Origin of the sequence: Novosphingobium sp. 63-713 (genome assembly GCF_001898925.1) — a bacterium.
GTDB lineage: Bacteria > Pseudomonadota > Alphaproteobacteria > Sphingomonadales > Sphingomonadaceae > Novosphingobium.
Map to the genome: position 1 here is coordinate 1 of NZ_MKVS01000023.1, position 19,098 is coordinate 19,098.

Below are 19,098 nucleotides of genomic sequence, written 5' to 3' on the forward strand. Positions count from 1 at the left end.
GAGCCGGATGCACAACGAAAGGTGCACGTCCGGTTCGGAGAGAAGGCGTGGGAAACGGGCGGTGGAGACACCGCGCCGCGCCCACGTCTTACTCTACTGTGAGATTTTCGATGAAGAAACATTGCCTTATTGGAGGCTTGGCTTTGCTCAGCGCATGTGGTGCGCTCGCTGCACAAACCTTGCCCGATCTCGATCTCAGTCACATTGCGCGGCAGGCCGAGGCAGTCGATGGCGCGACCCAGGCTTTTGTGCATCAACTGCTCGAGAAGATCCCCAAGGGTTATGGGCAGGCGCAAGAGGTCGCGAACGGAGCGCAGGCCCATCAGGTGGGCGCGCCGCTTGCCAGGCTCGCTGCCGGGCTGGACGAGGATCTCGCCGAAGCGATGCAGGCGCCGCTTTCGCCTAGCGTTAAGGCGGGCGGCGCCACCAACGAAACCGGCCTGCTCGCCTTTGCCAGCACCTCCATGCCCGCCGACGCGCTCGAGCGGCTGATCGGTGATGTCACGAAGTCAGGCGGCACGGTGGTGTTTCGCGGCTTTGCGGCCGAGGGGAGTCGGGGTTTCCTTGATGCCCTGCGCAAGGCGGTGCCCGAGGGCAGCGCGGCGCGGGTGGTCATCGATCCGCGGCTGTTCCGCAGCTTCGGGGTCGACGAGGTGCCGACCTATGTCGCCGTCTCGGCGCCGTTCCCGCTTTGCGATCAGCTTGATTGCACGACGACGCCCACGCCCCATGACCGGATCGCGGGCAATGTGACGACCCGTTATGCGCTCGAAACCTTTGTTGAGGGCAAGGGACCGGGCGCCACGCTGGCGGCCCGCGCGCTTCATCACCTGACGGAGCAGCCATGAGTCGGGCGCGCCGCACCATCGCTCTGGCCGCGCTGCTGGCCTGGGTCAGCGCGCAGGGCCAGGCTCTGGGCCAGATACAAGGTCAACCGCAAAGCCAGGCGCAGAATGTCAGTGCGGCCAAAGAGGTCGCGAGCGCGCTCGGACAAAATCTGCAAGGCGCGATCACCTCGGGCGTCACCAATGGTGACGCGCCAAATTCCGTGCCTACCTATCAGGGCAGCGATCTGCCCCAGACGAGCTATTATGACGCGCCCGACCAGCTGGCGAGCGCCGGGGCCACCGCCTCGCTCACCAGTGTCGGCGTGGCGCTCACCACCAACCCCAATCGGCCGAGCTTTGATAGCTCGACCATCGATCTCACCAATGCCAAAGCCATCGAGGCCGCGCCCGCCAATTATGCCGGCGGCACAGGCGCCGGGGGCACCGCAGGGAAATGCGAACCGCTGCCCGCCACCAGCGGGACGAGCAGCACGTATTATGATTCCTGCCAGATCGGTCAGGCCGAGAGCGATGTCACTTTCACCTGCCATGTCGGCTGGAAGCCGCAGCTCGCCACCAGCTATGAGTATCAGTGCCACACCAAATGGCTGACCTTGAACACCATGCCATTCGCCCAGGCGAGCGATTGCGGCGATTTTCCTGTCACCGCGACCTGCACCAGGATCGCCACGCAGGATAATGCGCTCGGCAATGCCGGCGGGGCGAGCGGCTGGGGTCTCAACTGGACGGTGCGCCAGAGCGATGACACCTATCGCTGCTCGGCCCCGGGCAATCTGGGCAGCGGCGCCTCCAACATGTTTGCCATCAACAACACCAGCTATCAGATGGAAAGCCCGCTTGGCGTCACCGGGGTTTCGGGCGCCCTGCTGCTCGGCACAAGCCAGACCGAGAGCGGCAGCGCGCTCGACACCAGCGATTGCGACAGCAAGATCGGCAGCGCCTTTTGCCCGGACGGTTCGACGCTGAGTGATGGGAGCTGCGTGGTCTCCACTCCGGCGGTCACCCGTCTGACCTGTCCGACGGGCTGGACCCTGGTCGGCGAGACCTGCCAGATCACCAAAGGGAGCGATGCTGCCATTGCCGCTTACGCTTGCGAGGGCGATGCCACGCTTGTCGGCAGCGAATGCCTTGCATCATCCCCTGCTCATATAGTGGGCTATGCCTGCCCTGATGGCTATGATCTTCATGGCACGACCTGCACGCGGGTGATCACGGCGGCGTCCAGCCTTGGTGGCTACAGTTGTCCGGCTGGTCAGACGCTCTCGGGGAGCAACTGCCTCTATGCCGCCTCTTCAGCGCCTGCCACCAGCTACAGCTGTCCCTCGGGCTGGAATCTCGACGGCACGCTCTGCACCCAGGCCTCCTCCTATGGTGCGAGCCTTGTCTATAGCTGCCCGAATGGCGGGACACTCGATGGGAGCAGCTGCGTAAGCCAGGCGGCGAGCCCGGCGACCAGCACCCAGGATTGCGGGACCACCTCCCTGCAGATGGTGGGTGGTTTCTGCGTCGGCAGCGTCGCGAGCTTTTCGAACTGCTCGGCGATTGCGGGTAATCTGACCCTCGACCACAAAGAGTTTGTCACCTCGCTCACAGGCTACACGGTCAATCTGTGGTTCTGCTATTTCAGGCCGCATGTGACCTATAGCTGCAGCGCCGGGAGCCTCTCGGGTGACCAGTGCCTGACCCCCGCCGCCAGCGCGGCCAGCAGCGCCTATGCCTGCCCCTCGGGCGGCACGCTTGTCGGCAGCAGCTGCAACAGCACCGCCACTCAGAACGCCGCACTGATCCAGACCTGCCCCGACGGTACCAACCTTGATGGCGGTCTTTGTTGGCAGACCTTGAGCGAACCGGCTGCGATCAGCTGGACCTGTCCGGCAGGCTACGCGCTCACCGGGTCCCTCTGCAGCGTCACCGAAACGATCGCCGCCACGCCGACCTATGCCTGCGATGCTGGCGCGACGCTGATGGACAACCAGTGCCATACCACCAGCGCGGCGCTGCCCGCTGCCTATGCCTGTCCGGAGGGCGCGAAGCTCGCGGGCAATATCTGCCTGCAGGGTGGCAGCACCATGCCTGCCGTCACCTATCTTTGTGCGGCGGGGCAAATCCTTTCCGGCTCCAACTGCCTCACCTATACAGCCCCGCTCACCACGCAGGGTATGAGCTGCACCGAGCCGGTCGAAACCTGCGTCGATGCTTCGCCGACCACGCGCGAGGTCGGCGGGGTTCCCGTCACCCGCTCGTGCTGGGCCTGGGAGCGGAGCTATCAATGCGCCAAGCTGACCAGCGCCAATGACTGCGGCGAGCTCGAGGCCAAGCCCAATTGCCATCTCGATCATGAGATCTGCCTCGATGAGGCTTGCCAGACCAAAAGCCGGGTTTTTCAATGCACCACGCCGGCGGGGCCTGCGAGTGGTGAGACCTATGCCTGCAGCGGCGACATCTATTGTCTCAATGGCGACTGCACCCAGGTCAAACGCGAGGCCTCGCCCGATTTTGCCCAGGCGCTGACCGCGATCCATGCGATGGGCGATGCCACCGGTCAGTTCGATGAGAACAGCCTCGAGCTCTTCGGCGGCACGGCCGAGGGCTGTCACAAGCCGCTCTTTGGCCTCATCAATTGCTGCGCGGGCAAAAGCACCGGGCTGATTGCGGCGGCCAGCGGCGCGGCGGCGCTGGCCGCGGGTCCGGGCTCGGCGCTCTTTGCCGGTCTGGTGACGCCGCTCCTCACCCAGTTCCTTTGTTCGAGCGAGGAGAAGCTCCTCGATGTGAAAGACCGGATGGGTCAGTGTCACTATATCGGGGAATATTGCTCGCAAAAGCTGCTCTTCGTCTGCGGTTCGATCCGCAAAAATTATTGCTGCTATGAGAGCAAGCTTGCCCGGCTGATCCAGGAGCAGGGCCGCGTCCAGCTCGGCAAGGGCTGGGGCAGCGCCAAATCGCCCTCCTGCAGCGGCTTTACGGTCGAGGAGTTCTCCCGGCTTGATCTCTCCAAAATGGATTTCTCGGAAATCTACGCCGATTTTACCAGCGCGGTCTCCGTCCCCGCCTCGATCTCCAATTCACTTCAGATCCAAAGCCGGATCGAGGCCTTTTACCAGGCCCATCAGGGAAGCTAGGCCCATGATCATTTCAACCCCCATCACCCGCGCTTCATTGGCCTTTGTGCTGCTCCTTCAGGCCGCCGCCCCTGTGGTGGCGCAGGAGGGCACAGGCGCGCCGCCTCCGGTATTGGCGGAAACCGACACAATCGCGCCGCAGGACGCTCCGCCGCCCACCGGGCAGGATCCCTTCTATTGCGCCGAGCGCAAGCTGGGCACCTGGTTCTATTGTGAAAGCCCGAAACCAAAGTCCCCGGCCAAAGCGGCCGAGGCCGTCTCAGCCCCCGCGAAAGCCATCGACCGCCTCGCGCTCATCACCAAGGCGCTTGATGAACTGCGGGCCAGGGCGATCCTCGAACCCAGCACCGAGAATGTTGCAGCCTATATCCGTTATCAGCGCGAGCAGCTCGATCGGGCCTCAACCTTTGCCGACGTTTGGCAGCGCGCGATCTGGCAGGATCCCTCGCTCGATTACACGCTCCAGCGCCCGGTCAACACGCTGGGCAAAAATGCCTGGCTCGAGGCTCGCAAGAATGATCAGGCCGCGACCATGGCCGCGCTCTCGCGGCGTTATGGGCTGTTCTTCTTCTATTCCTCCAGCTGCGGGGCCTGCGAGGCCTTCTCGCCGGTGCTGAAGGGTCTGTCCGAGCAATATGCCCTCTCGGTTCTGCCCATCTCGATGGATGGCGGGCCCAATGCCACCTTCCGCAATTACGTCGTCGATCACGGCCAGTATCAGCGCATGGGGCTTCAGGGCGGGCAGGTGCCTGCGCTTGTCCTGTTCGATACCGTGACCAAGAAGCCGATCCCGGTTGGTTACGGCGTGATGGCCGCCGATGAGGTCATGCAGCGCATCTTCACCCTCACCAGCGTCAAGGTCGGGAGCGACTATTGATGCTGCGTGCGCTTTGGCAAGGTTGGAAGCGTCGCCGCCAGCGTGAGGTGCGGGAGCGGGCGGGATCGCGAACACGGGCGCGGTTGCGGGCAGGGAAGGGTCCGCGTTTTGGCGCCGTGCTGGCGTTGCTCGCCGCCTTCAATCTCGTCTGGATCGATGTCGCGCAGGCTGACGTCAATTCCGAGCTCAATGGCTTTTTCAACGGGCTGGGGGGAGCCGCCAATGTCAGCGGTCCGGCGGCCTATAATGGGCAATTGGGCGGCTATTACACCGGCGGCCATATCTGGGCGCGCGTGCCGCAAACCGAATTGACCCTCGGCTCGCTGCAGCTCCCCAGCGTCAAGGCCGGCTGCGGGGGGATTGATCTGTTCACCGGGGGCTTTTCTTTCATCAATTCCGACCAGCTGGTGGCCGCCGGCAAGGCGGTCGCCAATGGCGCGCTGATGTTTGTCTTCCAGCTGGCACTCAAATCGATCAGTTCGCTGATTGATTCCACCCTGATGGACAATCTCCAGAAGCTTCAGCAGATGATCCAGCAGAGCAAGAGCTCGTGTGAACTGGGCGCCACGGCGGCGGCCGGGCTGATGGGCAGCGTCGGCATCCGCAATTCGCAGATGTGCAAGATGATCGGCAATGCCCAGGGCTTCTTTGCCGACTGGGCCAAGGGCGAGCAGGATTGCGGCAATGGCGGGCAGACCGCCGGCACCCTGCGGCGTAATAGCGACGTGAGCATCCCGTCCAAAAGCTACAATTACACCTGGGCGAGCCTGAGCCAGAGCTACCCCAATTTTGATGCGGGCTTTAAGCAATATCTGATGTCGCTGGTCGGCACCGTCATCTACACCGCGCCTGCCAGTGACACCTCGACCGGCAGCTTTGCCTTTCTGGGTGGGGGTGATGATGCCCTTATCACCGCGCTGCTCGACGGTGGTTCGGGGGCAAAAGTCTATAGCTGCGGTGGGGACGCGGATTGCCTGAGCCCCAGCCTGCAGAGCGTGACCATATCGAATTCTGTCGCGCTCAAGCCCCGGGTTTACGCGCTGGTGAGCGATATTCGCGCCCGGATGATGGCCGAGCAGAGCCTGACCAGCGAGGAAATCGGTCTGCTCGGCGCGACCTCGATCCCGCTCTACAAGATCCTGATCGTCGATGCCGCCGCCAGCTATGGCAATCTCATGCAGGCCGATCTCTATGCGCTCTCCGAAGCCGTGGCGACCGATCTGCTCGAGACGGTGACACGCAAATTCATCCAGCAGGTGGTGGCAGCCCAGGGCAGCTTCCAGAATGCTGACGACAAGTCGATGGCGCAGTGGCGCGCCCAGCTCGACAGTGTGGCCCGCGCCATCGAGACGCAGGCCCAGGCCAATGGCGCGCGGGTCCAGCGCGCCCAGATCCTTGTCGAGCGCGCGCAAAAGATCGAGGCGACCCTGCGCAACCAGATGGCCCCGCAAATGTCGGCCGCCCTCCAGTTCGACCGTTCGCTGCGCACCTCGATGAGCCGTTAGGAAAGTCCAACACCATGCTGGAAATCGTGACGCTCGGCGGCGGGCAGCATATCGTCAATGTGCTCAATGCGGTCGCCGCCTGGTGCGGGGGCGGGGGCTTTCGCTCGATGCTGCAGGTCGTGATGGTGATGGGGCTGACCTATGCCCTGCTGATCATGGCTCTCGCGCTCAACTGGAAAGCGGCCTTCAACTGGTTCATCACCGCGACGGCCATGTATATGTGCCTGATCGTGCCGACGACCAATGTGGTGGTCATTGACCGGGTCAATCCGGTCGCAGGCAATGGCAGCGTATCCCATGTGCCGATTGGCCTTGCCGCCATGGCGAGCTTTTCCAGTCAGGTGAGCGACTGGCTCACCCGTACCGCTGAAGCGGTCTTTGTTGAGCCCGGCGCGCTGACATTGAGCCAATATGGCATGCTTTATCCCACGCGGGTCAATGAGCTCTCGCGCCAGTTCGTGATCACCAATCCGATCCTGAAGCAAAACGTCGAAGCCTATATCACCCAGTGCTACCTTTACGGCGTGATGATCCATTCAAGCGCGGCGACCAGTCTCCAGCAACTGGCCGCCTCGCCCGATCTGCTCACCGCACTGGGGCCGGGATCCTCGGCGCGCATGGTGCAATTTGTAAGCGAGGGCGGCGGTGAAGTGATCCTGTGCTCGGATGCCTATGCCCGGATCAAGGCCGCTTACGGGCAATTGGCAAGCGAGAGTTTTGCCCAGATCGCGCCGTCCTTTTATCCCTATCTCACTCCTGCGCAGATGGTGTGGACGGCGCTCCAAGAGGGAATTGAGTCGCGCTACGCGACACCTCACGGTGTGATTGTCAAAGATCCACCAAAGCGGAGCACCATCCATGAACAAGCTATCACGCGATTTATCGGCAGTCACGGTCGTTGGGCTTGATTTGGCCAAGCATGTTTTTCAGGTTTGCTGTGTTGATGGGCAAGGCCGCATTGTTGTCAACCGCGCTCTTAAACGTCGAGAGGTTTTGAGTTTTTTTCGTGGCCTTCCAGCCTGCCTTGTGGGGATTGAGGCTTGCGGCTCTGCGCATCACTGGGCCCGCATGCTTATTGGTGTCGGACATGAGGTGAAGTTGATGCCGCCTGCCTACGTGAAGGCTTATGTGCGCCGTCAGAAGAATGACGCCATGGATGCTGCTGCGATTGCCGAGGCGGTTACCCGTCCCACAATGCGCTTTGTCCCGGTGCGTTCTATCGACAATCAGGCCCATCTCATGCATCACCGGGTGCGCGAGATGCTCGTCCAGCAACGTACGCAGATCTTCAATGCCTTGCGCTCGCATCTTGGCGAGGTTGGGGTGATTGCTGCACAAGGTGCCCGCAATGTCCGAGCTTTGGCCAATCTGCTTTCCAGTGGGCACGAGGATATTCCGGTGCCAGTCGCTCAGGCATTACAGCCTCTGGTCAGGCAAATCGAAAAGCTTGATGAGGAGATTGCCGGGCTCGACAAGATACTGGCCCTTGCCGCCAAAGCGGATGCCGATGCATGCCGTCTGATGACCATCCCCGGGATAGGAGCGCACACCGCCCATGCCGTAACAGCCACGCTAGGCTCGGACGGGATTGCCCAATTCTGCGGCCCGCGCGAGTTCGCAGCCTTTCTCGGGCTGACGCCAAGGCAGAACTCCAGCGGAGGCAAGACGCGACTGGGCAAGATCAGCAAGATGGGCAACCAGTATATTCGCAAGCTGCTCGTGGTGGGCGCCCATGCGGTGTTGTGCCATCGCGACAAACATGATGACGCTTTACGCATCTGGGTCCGGCGCTTGATCGCAAACAAGCCCTTCAAACTGGTCGCGGTGGCCCTGGCCAACAAAATGGCACGCCTGATCTATGCCCTCCTGAAAGGTCAGGGCCACTATATCAAGGTCATGCAACCGGCCTGATCTATCGTTACAAAGATCGCTCAAGGGACCCATGAAGTGATGTGATTAACGGACACCAGCGATAGTCAAGCCCGCTCACTGCCTTGGCCGATAAAGGTCGTGCCGCAGATCGGGGCAAGCTATCGCAAGCGGACATTCATCAGGGCCAGCGGACTTTAAACCCGCAAAAACAGGCCGAAGACAAGACCGCTCCCGATTAACTCAAAACTTCTCACAACCCCTTGACGAGGAGCGCCGTCCAGACAAGGCAGTGAGCAAATTGCAGTCTGATCTGCCCCAGATCACCCAAGGCCTTTATGGCAGCGCGATGAGCGCGCAGCAGGTCTTCCAGCAGCGCTCGCTGGTCGAGGCCTTTATGGAGGCGCGGGCCAATCTTGGTGCCGGCGACGGCGATACCTTCGCCACCATGCATGCCCAGCTTCAGACGCAGAATGTGATGATTGCCTCGGCCCGGCAGGCGATGACCTGGGTACCGGTGCTCAATCTGGTGCTGACGATTGTTTTCTACGCGATGTTTCCGGTGATCTTTCCGTTGTTTCTGTTGCCGCAGAGCGGGATCCCGGCGCTCAAGGCCTATCTTGCCGGGTTCTTTTACCTGTCCTCTTGGGGGCCGCTTTCTGCGGTCCTGCATATGTTCGTGACCGCCGAAGCCGCCGCGCAATTAACAGCAGCGGCGAGCGGCAATGGCATGACCATGGCTGCCATGCCGATGATCGATGCGATCAATCAGAACAGCGCGGTGCTCGCCGGATTCCTGCTGATGTCCGTGCCGGTTCTGGCAGGCGGGATGGCGAGGGGGGCGATGTCGCTGGCCCATAGTGCGGGCGCGATGTTGGCGCCGGTCCAGCAAGGAGCCGATGCCGCAGCGGTGGAGCGCACCACGGGCAATTATTCCTATGGCAATGTGACGGGCAATCAGTGGAATACGGCGGCCACCCACCGCGATGGGGCGGGGATCTCGAGTTTTGTGGCGGCCAATGGGACCGAGTTCGCGCGGTCGGCCGATGGTTCGGTCATTTACAACAATACGCCTGGGATCAGCCGGTTGGGCTTTACGCCGAGCGAAGTTGAGGGCGCGATGCGCAATGTTTCCGATAGCGCGGCCAAGTATCACAATCAGGCGACCTCTTACAGGCAGGCGGCGAGCGAGACCTATTCTGTGGGGCTCTCGCGTGTGCATGGGTTGACGCGCGGGTTTGGGACGCATGAGGGTGGCGACATCACCAGCGGGACGCGGACCAGTGGGCAGCATCAGAGCTCGCAGACGGATTCCCTGCAGAGTGGGGATACGGTGAATTCCGGGTATGATGTGAGCCAGCGGGTTGGGGTGTCGCGGACGGCAAGTGACAGGACGGCCAAAAGTGTGAGCTCTACCGGAATGGGGTCACTTGGAATTGCGGGTGGCCGTGGTGGGAGCCCAGCTGGTGGTAGTCTAACAGCCAGTGTTGGTATTGACCGTAACTGGGCTCGAACTGACCAGCGGGATCAGGGCGCGCAAACCTCTTCACGTAGTGGCGAAAGCACTTCTGACACTGTGTATTCCGCAAACGGTGAGGCCGTCACATTCTCGCAGGAAGGCTTTACCTCCAACGGTCGCTATTACCGTTACGATGCGTTTGGCGAGACGCGGGATTCCATAGAGAAAAGGTTCAGCGAGGCGCAATCGCTCGAGAAGCAGGCCGCCCGAAGCGAAGAGCAAGGCAATCGCCTCGATCATGTGGTGTCCGACGCCCAGCATCGGGGCTGGCAGATTTCTGACGATATGAGCCAGGTGGTCGCCAGTCGTTACAATGCGATGGCCAATTCTCGCTACGCAGGGTTGGGGGCGCCTACGCTCAATCAGGTCGATCTGACAGCCCGCCAGCGCGAATTGCGCAACACGATCGTGGCCGATGTCTTGCAAGAATATAGCAGTTTGGCTGGCATGGAGGCGCCGCAAAAAGGCGGGGCCATGGGCAGCTTTGTCGAACCGCCAAAGTCGTTTAGTGAGGCTGATCTTCGTAAATCCGTTCCGGCGCGTTCAATGGGGCCGATGCGGCGCTCGGCCACCGGTGAGCGGCCAAAGGAAATTGCTCAGGCTGAAAGTGGGGTTGATGAAGGCAAGGCCAAGCTGGCTGAGCAGCATCAGAATGCGCGCGAAAATTTACGCCAAGCCAATCATTTGGTGATTGAGGAGGTCAAACCGCGCTAGAGATTTGGCGGCTTTCGGTTTTTAGAATGGTTTGAAAAAAAGGAACAATAGGGCGGCAAGTGCGATCGTACCGATGATCGCGATCGCGATGCGCTGGGCCGCCGAATAATGTTCGATGGTGCCTTCGTCAGAGTCATGATCCTCGTCGAATGCGCCAAGGGCTGCTGCTTTCGTCAGCCAAGAACAATCGGCTGGATCACCAGTATCCGTAAATGGGGCCAATGCCAAATTTCGAGCGCGAATGTCCATCACAAATTCCTTTTCTTACATATGGCTGAAGGAAAGGAATTTGTGAAGGGCTCGAGGTGTTTGGGCACGAGATTGCGGAGTTGAGCCGAGCCCCACGAGCAGGGCGACATGCGCAGCCGAAAGGGGCAAACAACATCTCCTGACGGACTCGGTACCGGATACGCCAGCATTTTGTCGCCGACGCTTTTCGTAGTGGCTGATAAAGAGGGCTTTGGCGGACACTCCGGAAGGGCAGCTCTGGTTTTGGAAGCGCTCCGAATTGCCTTTCGTTCAGCTGGGTAGCGCATCTGCTTTGGGAGCAGAGGGTCGTGGCTGCAACGGCGGACAGTCCGGTAAGTCTCCTTTGGTCCTCTCCTCCTCCATTCCTGCAACATCATAACGCAGGTCGATGAGGGGCGGGCTACGATCAGTCATGCCCCTCTGTGCTGGAAGGGCAAGAATGCGGCAAGAGCCGTTGACGAGGCGTGGGTGCTTCTAGCTGTTTTTGATGGATTTTATCCGCGCTAGACCGCTCAGAGTGAACTTTCCCAGCGCCTTCACTTGCTGCCTGATCGCCTTACTTTCAAGTTCATCAGCCGATCGATCAGCATAGGCCAAGAAATTGCACAGGCCAACGTGAGTTAATCGCCCCCGCAACTTGCTAGTGTAGATCTTATCTTTCTGCCCAGACTTGGCGAGCCTTTCCGCTTTCCGTTCGGAGCGGCGAATAGCCCGCTTGGCCGACCGCCATTGCCGCGACAGGGAACCGGGCCGGATCAGTGCAGACCCAAGGCCAAGCTGGTAGCCAAGGTACTGGAAATTGTCCCGCTCATCGCCAGTGAAACGGAGACGGACCGTTTTCTCCGCGTGAAGGTCGAGGGCCTCCTGCTTGAGCGCCGCTTCCACGGCTGCGGCAAGGCTGTCGGCCTTTTCGGGTTCGCAGACGATAAGGATATCATCAGAATATCGTTGGTAAAGTGCCCCGTGCTGATCGGCCAGCGCCTTCATCGCCATATCGAAATCGACTAGAAAGAGATTGGACAGGCTTGCGCTGATTGGCGTGCCTTGCGGGACGCCGATGCCTGTCCCGTTGCAAATGATGGGGATGCCTGCCGCCTTCAACTCCTTGACGGTCGCCAATGGACGATCCGCGCCTCGCTGCTTCAACCGTTGACCGAAAACCGGATGGACTTTCAAATCTGATTTGCGGACATGGCTATGGCGGGTGACGGCCCGCAACACGCGATGCCAGTCATCGGGAAGCTCATTGACGCCAAGCAGCCATTTCAAGCGACGCTTGAGGCGTTTGTGGTCAATGTTGTCGAAAAATCCGGTCACGTCGAAGCACATGGCCTCGACCGATTGATGGTCCCGCACATAGGCCTGAGCCGTCGCGGCGAAGTGGTAGTTTGATTTACCTAGCGAACGATATGCGATGACGGCCTCGGCCAGCCCATTCGCTGCGTACCATGCGTCCAGCTTACCGGTCAGGTCGTGCGAATATTTGGACATGATGCAAGCGTCGCGATGCGAAGGGTGCATGATGTCACGCGCCTTTACCTTCAACTCCATCACGTTTTGATCGTTCAGTCGGTAGCGCGGCGTTTCCTTGATCCAGTGGAGAAGGGGCGACCAAGAATGAGCTGCAACCTGATCAGAGGACAGCTCAGTCGCCCACTCTCGGCCAATCGGTACGTCGAAGTGCTTGTATTGTCGCGGCTTAAACCAAGGCGGCTTTGTCATCCCCCCTCATTTCTAGCAGTCTCTGGGGGGCAGTTCTGGCTCTGAACCCGGTTTTAACCGCGAGACCCCCCAGAGGCACGCCACCATCCGTGGTTGCCTTCTCGAAAATGCAACCACGCGAGCCTGTTAACGCTAGGTGGTATTGTGTGGTCTGGGAGGTCCGAACGATGAAGATCGAAGTCCCGCCGCTGCAACTCGCCGAGTGGCTGATCCACGGCATCGCCGTAATCATCGCGCTCATGCAGGTTGACAGTGTAAACGACCGCACCCTTTGGCCAATTCCAAGGGCACAGCCATTGTGGGAACGGATCAGAAACATTCAAGGGGGGGCGCGATTTTTTTTGGCGGCTGATGCACCGATGATGCCCCGCCGGAGGAGGGGGGCTAGGATGACTGTCATCGATAATCTTGCAAGTGCCAATGGATTATCTCGCGCGAGTCCCAATCCGGTTCACATGATGACGGCAGTTCGAACGCAAAGCGCTATTCAATGGCTCTCCCAAAGTGGACCGCACCGGCTCCAACAAAGCCGTCTTTGACGCCCGCCGCATCCACCACATCATTGCCAACTCGTCCAACCGGGCATGCGACAATGCCCAGCGCCGTTGCAACTAGGCACATCGTCGCGACCAGCGCTCCAGCATCTCGCCACAGAATGCTGCTCGCATTGCGGTAGCAGGCATCGAGCAAATCCCGATCGGCAGCGAACTGGACAGTTGTTCCGTGACCATGGCCCAAGATTGTGGAGATGCTCTCACGATTAACCGCTAAGGCAGCCGCCCCAACAGGCATAAGTCCATGCTGCTGGTCATCATAGAAACCGGCAGTGCCATCCTCCAAGGGCAGGACGAGCAATCTGATGGGGTGAAGCCCACCCCCCGATGGCGAATTTCTGCTCTCGGCCGGTACCCCAAACCGCCCCGGCGTCCGGCTGCGCAAAGCGGTCGCATGCCAAAGGAGAGCAGAGAGGTCGTCGATGCCCAACGGGCCGCCGATGCCAGACCGACGGGCCCCTAACACCTCGAAGAAGCCGATATCTGGCGTCCGCACGTCGCGGGGCAGGAGTTTAACCGGTCCGGACTTAATCAACCGTCGGCTGGGATTCCCGTCAAAGCGGGGTGCCGGTTCCAGATCAGTATGGCTCGCCATACAGGTCTCTCATAACCTCGTAGTGCTTTACACACCCACGACAGCCGCCACACGCCAAGGGTCCGGTGTGGCAGGAATGTGCCCAACCGATGACCTCGCGCGGTGCACCAGAAAGCTGCACCAACTCGACCGTCGACATTCCTAGCGCGGGCGCCGTCACACGAATAGCACCTTCCTGCATCGCCATGAGAGAGTCAACCTGAGCGTAGAACTCAGGTCTTCCGTCGGCATGAAACCCATCCGAAGCCACTGATCCAAGCATCAGCTCGTCAACGCCAATGGCCGTCGCTCGCATTCCTGCCAGCGTCAGCAGCAACTGATTCCGAAACGGCCACCATTCCGGAACCGGTGCATGGACCGATGCAGGTTGAGCGGCCATGTCGCCAGAACCCAGCGAACTGCAATCAACGCGGATGATCTCATGCTTGACACCAAGCAACCCCGCGACATGAGCAGCGGTGGCGAGCTCAGTCTCGGCCGCACGCTGACCGTAGTCGATGGTGATCGCATATTCAGGCCGCTGCCAGTGCGTCAACGCAATCGAATCCACACCGCCCGAAAGCAGTACCGCTCTCACCGCAGCGCCCATACGGCGTGGTAGATCGCGGAAACCAAGTCACCGACGATCCGGCATCCGCTGCCAGCTGGCATCTTTACATCCTCCGGCCGCATGTTCTGTGCCAAGCCTACCACAGGAATATCACGTGCGACCGCGTAGCCAATCTCGAAGATCGTGCCAGCGTCCGCCCCGTTGAGGATAGCCAATACAGCTTGGCACTCATCGAGCCCCTGCAAATCCAAGGGAGCCACAACTTCCCCGGGGCCTTCCCCAACGTCGTGCAGCGGCGAAAACACCGGAACATTCATGGCGAGCAACTGGTCGCGGACCTCTTCGACCACCCAGCGCTCCGCGAGGTTGAAGAACGGCGCAGCAATGTAGATTTTGCCGGACCCCGGTATGACCGGTTCTGCCACCATCATCATCAGGGCCTCTGCCGACGGGATGGGCAACCCATGCGTGTTCACATAATGGCTTGTTGCGCGCGAAGCCAAATCGGCAGCCTCCGCAGGCGAACGCTTTTCCAGCGCCCAGAACTGCGTGAAAGCTGCCGAAAACACGTCTCCCGAGCCAATCTTGAACACGGTCTCGCTACGGTAGGCTGGCACCTGCCACTGACCATCGCGCGTGGCGACAAGCGCGCCATGGCCGCCCATCTTGAGAACCACGACGTCCGCTTCGTTCCGATCAAGTAAAGCGACTGCACCCTCATAAGGGTCATCCTTGCCGGAGAACTGGCGGGCCTCCTGGCGGTTCAGAATGACGGCGAGCTTGTCTGCGCGTGATCCATTCTCCGCAAATGGGCGGGGATCGAACGCTGACTGCGGATCGTAGACTGCAACCTTGGCTGATACCTTCGCGTCGCCTTCCAACATACCGAAACGCAGTACCACATCTCCGCTTACCTCGAAGGTCGGATGGCGCGGGATGGCGTCCGGTCTCGGCGTGATCTTAGGTGTGGCCAACGAATGGAAGTAGTCGAAAGCGATCTCTCGATCCGCCATCGGTCCATCGACAAGGATGCCGTAAGCCGACTTCAAGCTGGCTTCTGCATCTTCTAGGCTGGTGTTGCGATAGGTGTGAAGCTTAATGCCCGGAACCGCGCCGCTCAGGGCAGCCGCCGCTCGTCCGCCAGATCCATAGGCGTCATCCCATCGCGGCTCGATGCACCGCTCAACGTAAAGCCCGCCGGCGACTGTGATCACGCAGGCTCAATCCGAACCTCAACAGCGCCGCCCCGGATGGACAGTACCACAGCCACATACTCGCGGCCCTGATCGATGCACCCAATGATGCGCACGTGCCCGCGATGTGTAAGCGCGCCGACCCTTTGCCCCCCCAGTCCCAAGACCTCCACGACTGGGTTCGGACCTGAGCGGTTAAGGTTGACCGTCAGGATGTCGCCTACCTTAAGCGCTCCGACCGCGCCGGGCTGAAGGCTATTCAGTGCTGCTGTCTCAACAAGATCGCAGGGGTCCGGATCGCCGCCTGCACCACCGCCGTCACCGCCCATCCCTGGCTTGCTCGGCATCACCCGTGCAGGGGTTGCTGGATACCCATCGTCACGCGAACCGCCACTTCCTGTCACGAGATCTCCAATCCAACATGCGCGTCCGATTGGAGTTATATCAATACAGACTGCCGAATGTCGACCGCTTTTGATGTCTTATTTTTCTGAATACGTGCATCTTTTTGATTCAGATTCGCAACGATATCTTGCGGAAGCTGCCGCATTGTCATCCAAATAACGGAATCCAATATCGATGCACGTGCGCCGACAGCCTTTGCGAATGCAAGATAGGCTGCCTCCATCTGCGCATAATGGCGCTCCACCCGCCATGCAGAATCGAACAGTCCAAGCGAATGACATGCGCGGATGATGTGGATGTCGAGTATCGACACTTCATCGCTGTCGCGCCAATTGCGTACAATCCATGATGCTGTCTTGGGGCCTATGCCTGATAAGCCGACCAACGCATCACGCAGATCGCGATCACCAGCGTCCGTATCGATGTCTGCCAAGCCCGCCACACATAGCGCAACATGGTGCGCCTTCTGACGCGCGAAGCGATAGCGCACAGGGCGCCCCTTAACTTCCAGCGGAGTGGTCAGCATCTCTAGGACGGAATGCTCGTCCTCCAAGGCATCTGCCGGCGCAGCCCGCAGGCGATCATAAGCGGCCAAGCCAACTTCTGCCGGAATCCCATAGCCACCAAGCAGGCAGGCGAGCATTTCTTCGCGAAGGGTGCGACCCAACCGATAGTGATCGGGATCTTCGGCTTCCCACATCCATGCCTGCGCTGTCCAATAGGCTGGAGTGCCGATCTCCTCGGCCCGCCCCCATCGCAGCTGATGTCCGAAGACGCGCGTGGTAGCCGCAGGAAGCGTCAGTTCGATCAACTCCCCATCGCGATACGAGAGAACCTGCTGCCTTGACGAGCGTTTTAATGAATGCATATATGCATTATATGATGCATTTTATTCCTGCACAATGGCTGAAGTGATCCACGAGATCGAACGGATCCGGCTTGCTGCACGGATTTCGCAGGCTGAAGTCGGCTTAGCGCTCGGCGTGACCCAGGGGCACTACAGCAAGGTAATAAACGGAAAAGCTGAGCTTTCATTGAAGCTGCAGGAGCGAATGCGGGAGTGGATCAACTCGCAGGCCGACACTGGGCACGAAACTGCGACCGCCCGCCGCATGAAACAGCTTGCTGTCTCGATCCGTCAGCAATGCATGGAGCTTATGCATTTGGCTGGGCTACCAGGAGAGATGATCGACGGATCCCATAATGCTTAAGATGCTGGACTGAGCTTGCCAGTCCGACTCCCCCTAGCGCTTACCACGAGTGACGATACGCATCAGGAGCAGGTCTAGCTGCGATTCTTTAATGTTGGCCCGATTTCTGTCGTCCTGCGCCACTAATCGGGCGGTCATTACCCCCGGTATTTTTCAGCCCAGCAGTTCGCGTGTCAGCATGTCCTCGCTCGGCAATGCTTCGCGCGCGAGGCAGGCCGACAAGCACAGTATCAGGAGATCCCATGCGTCGACCCAGTCGCGATGGTCGAGCTTGCCGCCGCTGCCATGCGCCGCCCGCGAACGTCGCCCATAACTGCGCTTCGCTTCCTCGTAGGTTTTGAGGCGGTCGCTCCGCACCGGCGCGCAAAGCTGACTCACGAGCAGACCGAGCCGGAATGACACTTCGGTTGAGACATTGGGGAACAGCGCTTCGATGCCCTGCCAGATATGCAGCAGCGAAGAGGACAAATCCGGAATGGCGGGCGCCGTCTGCAAGGCGAGACGCGCGGCCTTGAGCGGCTGATGCGCCGCCTCCAGGGCCGCCCAACGTTCCGCGTTCACGACTGCGTCGGTGAACGCCTGCGTCGAAACGGTCCGCTCTGCTCCAACCGTGATCGACTTAAAGGTAGGCTCATGCAGCCAGCCCTCGATCTTGCCGTCTGCCGACACGAAGCCGCTCTGGAGTTCGACCGGCAGCTTGGAGCGCATCGTTGCGGAATCGCGATAGTTGAGTCCACTATAGTCGCGCAGCGTATGCGTCATGCCGACCGGCATGATGAACGGCGACACCCACTTCAGGTACAGCATCACCTGCAAGATCCGGACGCGCTCCTGTGCTTGCGTGAAGTCCCGCGCGCCCCTGATTTCGATTTCGAGGTGGCAAGCGTTGAGAAATACGTCGAGCAGATGCCAAGAGAATTGCAGCTTGTGCGAGGCACCGAGCGTCGCAAAGTCGAAGGTAGTGGTTTCCCATTCGCGTCGGCGCAGCACTGCCTGCGCAGTCTTTACGATCGGCGGCAAATCGCCGGGCACCAGCGCCAGACACGGGAAGAAATAGCTCGGCATCAGCAGCGATCGCTAGCGGCCCTGCTACTTCCGTCAAGGTGGTAGCACGCAGGAGCCGAAAACAAGGCAGTGCAATCGACAGCTGCGTGCCCAGAAGGGCCACCTTCTTTGAAGCTCGAGCCAAGGCGCCCATTTTCCTTTGAGCACTTGTAGTCAGAGGCGCACAATGAACGTAGGTCAGGTTCTGACGGTGCGGTAAGGACCTCTGAACGTCGCCTTAGGCGGCGATTTCCCCTACCAGTGTCGATCCATGCCGATTGCTTGCTCAGGCAACAGCCTTCAAGTCGGCCAAGGAGATCATCAGCGTCATATCGCTTGTCGGCGATTGGAGGAAACCACAGCGAAGGTAGAACAGCTTTGCTTCTTCGCTGATCGCATGGACAATCATGCCCCGGATGCCGATCAGATCGGCGGCGGCGATGACCCTGCGGCCTGCATCTCGAACCAGCGCTCGTCCAAAGCCTTGACCTTGCAGTGATTGATCAATGGCCAGACGGGCCAAAGCGATGACGGGAATGGGATCGGGCATATTCCGACGAAAGCGTCCCACCGCGTCGGCGCAGGTGATCGAACTGGAGGCAAGGGCGTAATAGGCGACGACCTTGCCATCCTTGCACAGCACGAAAGTTCTGCTGGCACCGTTGTTCTGATTGGCCAGCGCGCGGCGTATCAGCCAGTCATCCAATGATGGGGTGCCGGATACAAACTCGTCGAACTGATGGCTGTCATCGAGCGGGACAGGACCGGTAAAGCTCACTGCGACTCCCAAGGAGCAGGCGTCTGCATCGTCTTGCGCAGCAGTTCGTTTGCCTGGGCCGGTCGATCGAGGATCGCCAGAAACGCATGATAGGCTTCGGTAGAAACCGCGATGACCCGCTGGTCGAGGATGGCGTCCTCCGCCGCTTTTCGCGATGCTTCAATCATGAAATCCGAGCGCGAGCGCCCAAGCATGCTGGCGGCCCGATCAATCAGGGACTGTGTGTCGGTGCGAACCCGCAGATTGACCGCCTGCAGCGGGGTAGATGAGGAGGCGGTGGTACGGGGCATGGTGCTCTGATCCTCTGCTGTAAGGCAGTCGCCATGATACACGTTGTGTATCTCAT

General features: G+C 60.3%; 18 protein-coding genes. 9 read left to right on the forward strand and 9 right to left on the reverse strand.

Features of this window, described 5'->3' with window-relative positions; translation table 11 throughout:
* Nucleotides 1-179: 179 nt before the first annotated feature.
* The 7 genes from trbC to BGP00_RS10290 all read left to right on the forward strand — a co-directional run bounded on the left by trbC (nt 180) and on the right by BGP00_RS10290 (nt 10,451).
* Complete coding sequence (trbC, locus tag BGP00_RS10260; protein WP_292693380.1) at nt 180-848, forward strand: type-F conjugative transfer system pilin assembly protein TrbC; 669 nt, start codon at nt 180-182, stop codon at nt 846-848.
* On the forward strand, nt 845-3,967 hold the full coding sequence (traN, locus tag BGP00_RS10265) for a conjugal transfer protein TraN (RefSeq protein ID WP_292693384.1): 3,123 nt from the start codon (nt 845-847) through the stop codon (nt 3,965-3,967). The genes trbC and traN overlap by 4 nt, the downstream gene beginning before the upstream one ends.
* Nucleotides 3,968-3,971: 4 nt before the next feature.
* Nucleotides 3,972-4,844, forward strand: a complete 873-nt coding sequence (locus tag BGP00_RS10270) for a conjugal transfer protein TraF (RefSeq protein WP_292693386.1) — start codon at nt 3,972-3,974, stop codon at nt 4,842-4,844.
* Nucleotides 4,844-6,349: a conjugal transfer protein TraH gene (locus tag BGP00_RS10275; protein WP_292693389.1), complete on the forward strand. Its 1,506-nt coding sequence runs from the start codon at nt 4,844-4,846 to the stop codon at nt 6,347-6,349. The genes BGP00_RS10270 and BGP00_RS10275 overlap by 1 nt, the downstream gene beginning before the upstream one ends.
* A gap of 14 nt (nt 6,350-6,363) precedes the next feature.
* Nucleotides 6,364-7,257 (forward strand): conjugal transfer protein TraG N-terminal domain-containing protein, encoded by an 894-nt coding sequence (locus BGP00_RS10280; protein WP_292925746.1) that lies wholly within the window; start codon nt 6,364-6,366, stop codon nt 7,255-7,257.
* Nucleotides 7,208-8,260, forward strand: a complete 1,053-nt coding sequence (locus tag BGP00_RS10285; protein ID WP_292924852.1) for an IS110 family transposase — start codon at nt 7,208-7,210, stop codon at nt 8,258-8,260. Before BGP00_RS10280 ends, BGP00_RS10285 begins: the two co-directional genes overlap by 50 nt.
* 121 nt (nt 8,261-8,381) lie before the next feature.
* Complete coding sequence (locus BGP00_RS10290) at nt 8,382-10,451, forward strand: conjugal transfer protein TraG N-terminal domain-containing protein (protein WP_366556807.1); 2,070 nt, start codon at nt 8,382-8,384, stop codon at nt 10,449-10,451.
* A 21-nt stretch (nt 10,452-10,472) separates the two neighbouring features.
* On the opposite strand, the gene BGP00_RS10295 is transcribed toward BGP00_RS10290, so the two are convergent.
* The gene (locus tag BGP00_RS10295; protein WP_292693393.1) at nt 10,473-10,700 is read right to left on the reverse strand and encodes a hypothetical protein; all 228 of its coding nucleotides are present in this window, start codon (nt 10,698-10,700) and stop codon (nt 10,473-10,475) included.
* A gap of 474 nt (nt 10,701-11,174) precedes the next feature.
* Complete coding sequence (locus BGP00_RS10300) at nt 11,175-12,422, reverse strand: reverse transcriptase domain-containing protein (protein WP_292693396.1); 1,248 nt, start codon at nt 12,420-12,422, stop codon at nt 11,175-11,177.
* 167 nt (nt 12,423-12,589) lie between these two features.
* On the opposite strand from BGP00_RS10300, the gene BGP00_RS10305 reads away from it, so the two are divergent.
* Nucleotides 12,590-12,961, forward strand: coding sequence for a hypothetical protein (locus BGP00_RS10305; RefSeq protein WP_292923923.1), 372 nt, complete (start codon nt 12,590-12,592; stop codon nt 12,959-12,961).
* On the opposite strand, the gene BGP00_RS25385 is transcribed toward BGP00_RS10305, so the two are convergent.
* The 4 genes from BGP00_RS25385 to BGP00_RS10320 all read right to left on the reverse strand — a co-directional run bounded on the left by BGP00_RS25385 (nt 12,906) and on the right by BGP00_RS10320 (nt 16,530).
* Nucleotides 12,906-13,571 carry a nitroreductase family protein gene (locus tag BGP00_RS25385; protein WP_292693398.1) on the reverse strand — a complete coding sequence of 222 codons (666 nt, stop codon included), beginning with the start codon at nt 13,569-13,571 and terminating at the stop codon, nt 12,906-12,908. The genes BGP00_RS10305 and BGP00_RS25385 overlap by 56 nt on opposite strands.
* On the reverse strand, nt 13,555-14,160 hold the full coding sequence (locus BGP00_RS10310; protein WP_292693400.1) for a 7-cyano-7-deazaguanine synthase: 606 nt from the start codon (nt 14,158-14,160) through the stop codon (nt 13,555-13,557). Before BGP00_RS10310 ends, BGP00_RS25385 begins: the two co-directional genes overlap by 17 nt.
* On the reverse strand, nt 14,145-15,335 hold the full coding sequence (locus BGP00_RS10315; protein ID WP_292693409.1) for a PfkB family carbohydrate kinase: 1,191 nt from the start codon (nt 15,333-15,335) through the stop codon (nt 14,145-14,147). Before BGP00_RS10315 ends, BGP00_RS10310 begins: the two co-directional genes overlap by 16 nt.
* 418 nt (nt 15,336-15,753) lie before the next feature.
* A complete protein-coding gene (locus BGP00_RS10320) occupies nt 15,754-16,530 on the reverse strand; it encodes a hypothetical protein (RefSeq protein WP_292693411.1) in 777 nt (258 codons plus the stop codon).
* A 91-nt stretch (nt 16,531-16,621) separates the two neighbouring features.
* On the opposite strand from BGP00_RS10320, the gene BGP00_RS10325 reads away from it, so the two are divergent.
* A complete protein-coding gene (locus BGP00_RS10325; protein ID WP_292693413.1) occupies nt 16,622-16,930 on the forward strand; it encodes a helix-turn-helix transcriptional regulator in 309 nt (102 codons plus the stop codon).
* A gap of 153 nt (nt 16,931-17,083) precedes the next feature.
* Here BGP00_RS10325 and BGP00_RS10330 read toward each other — a convergent pair whose 3' ends face one another.
* From BGP00_RS10330 to BGP00_RS10340, 3 genes are all read right to left on the reverse strand, one after another.
* On the reverse strand, nt 17,084-17,995 hold the full coding sequence (locus BGP00_RS10330) for a hypothetical protein (RefSeq protein ID WP_292693415.1): 912 nt from the start codon (nt 17,993-17,995) through the stop codon (nt 17,084-17,086).
* 265 nt (nt 17,996-18,260) lie between these two features.
* A complete protein-coding gene (locus BGP00_RS10335; protein ID WP_292693416.1) occupies nt 18,261-18,752 on the reverse strand; it encodes a GNAT family N-acetyltransferase in 492 nt (163 codons plus the stop codon).
* Nucleotides 18,749-19,042, reverse strand: coding sequence for a DUF1778 domain-containing protein (locus BGP00_RS10340; RefSeq protein WP_292693418.1), 294 nt, complete (start codon nt 19,040-19,042; stop codon nt 18,749-18,751). Before BGP00_RS10340 ends, BGP00_RS10335 begins: the two co-directional genes overlap by 4 nt.
* Nucleotides 19,043-19,098: the final 56 nt, after the last annotated feature.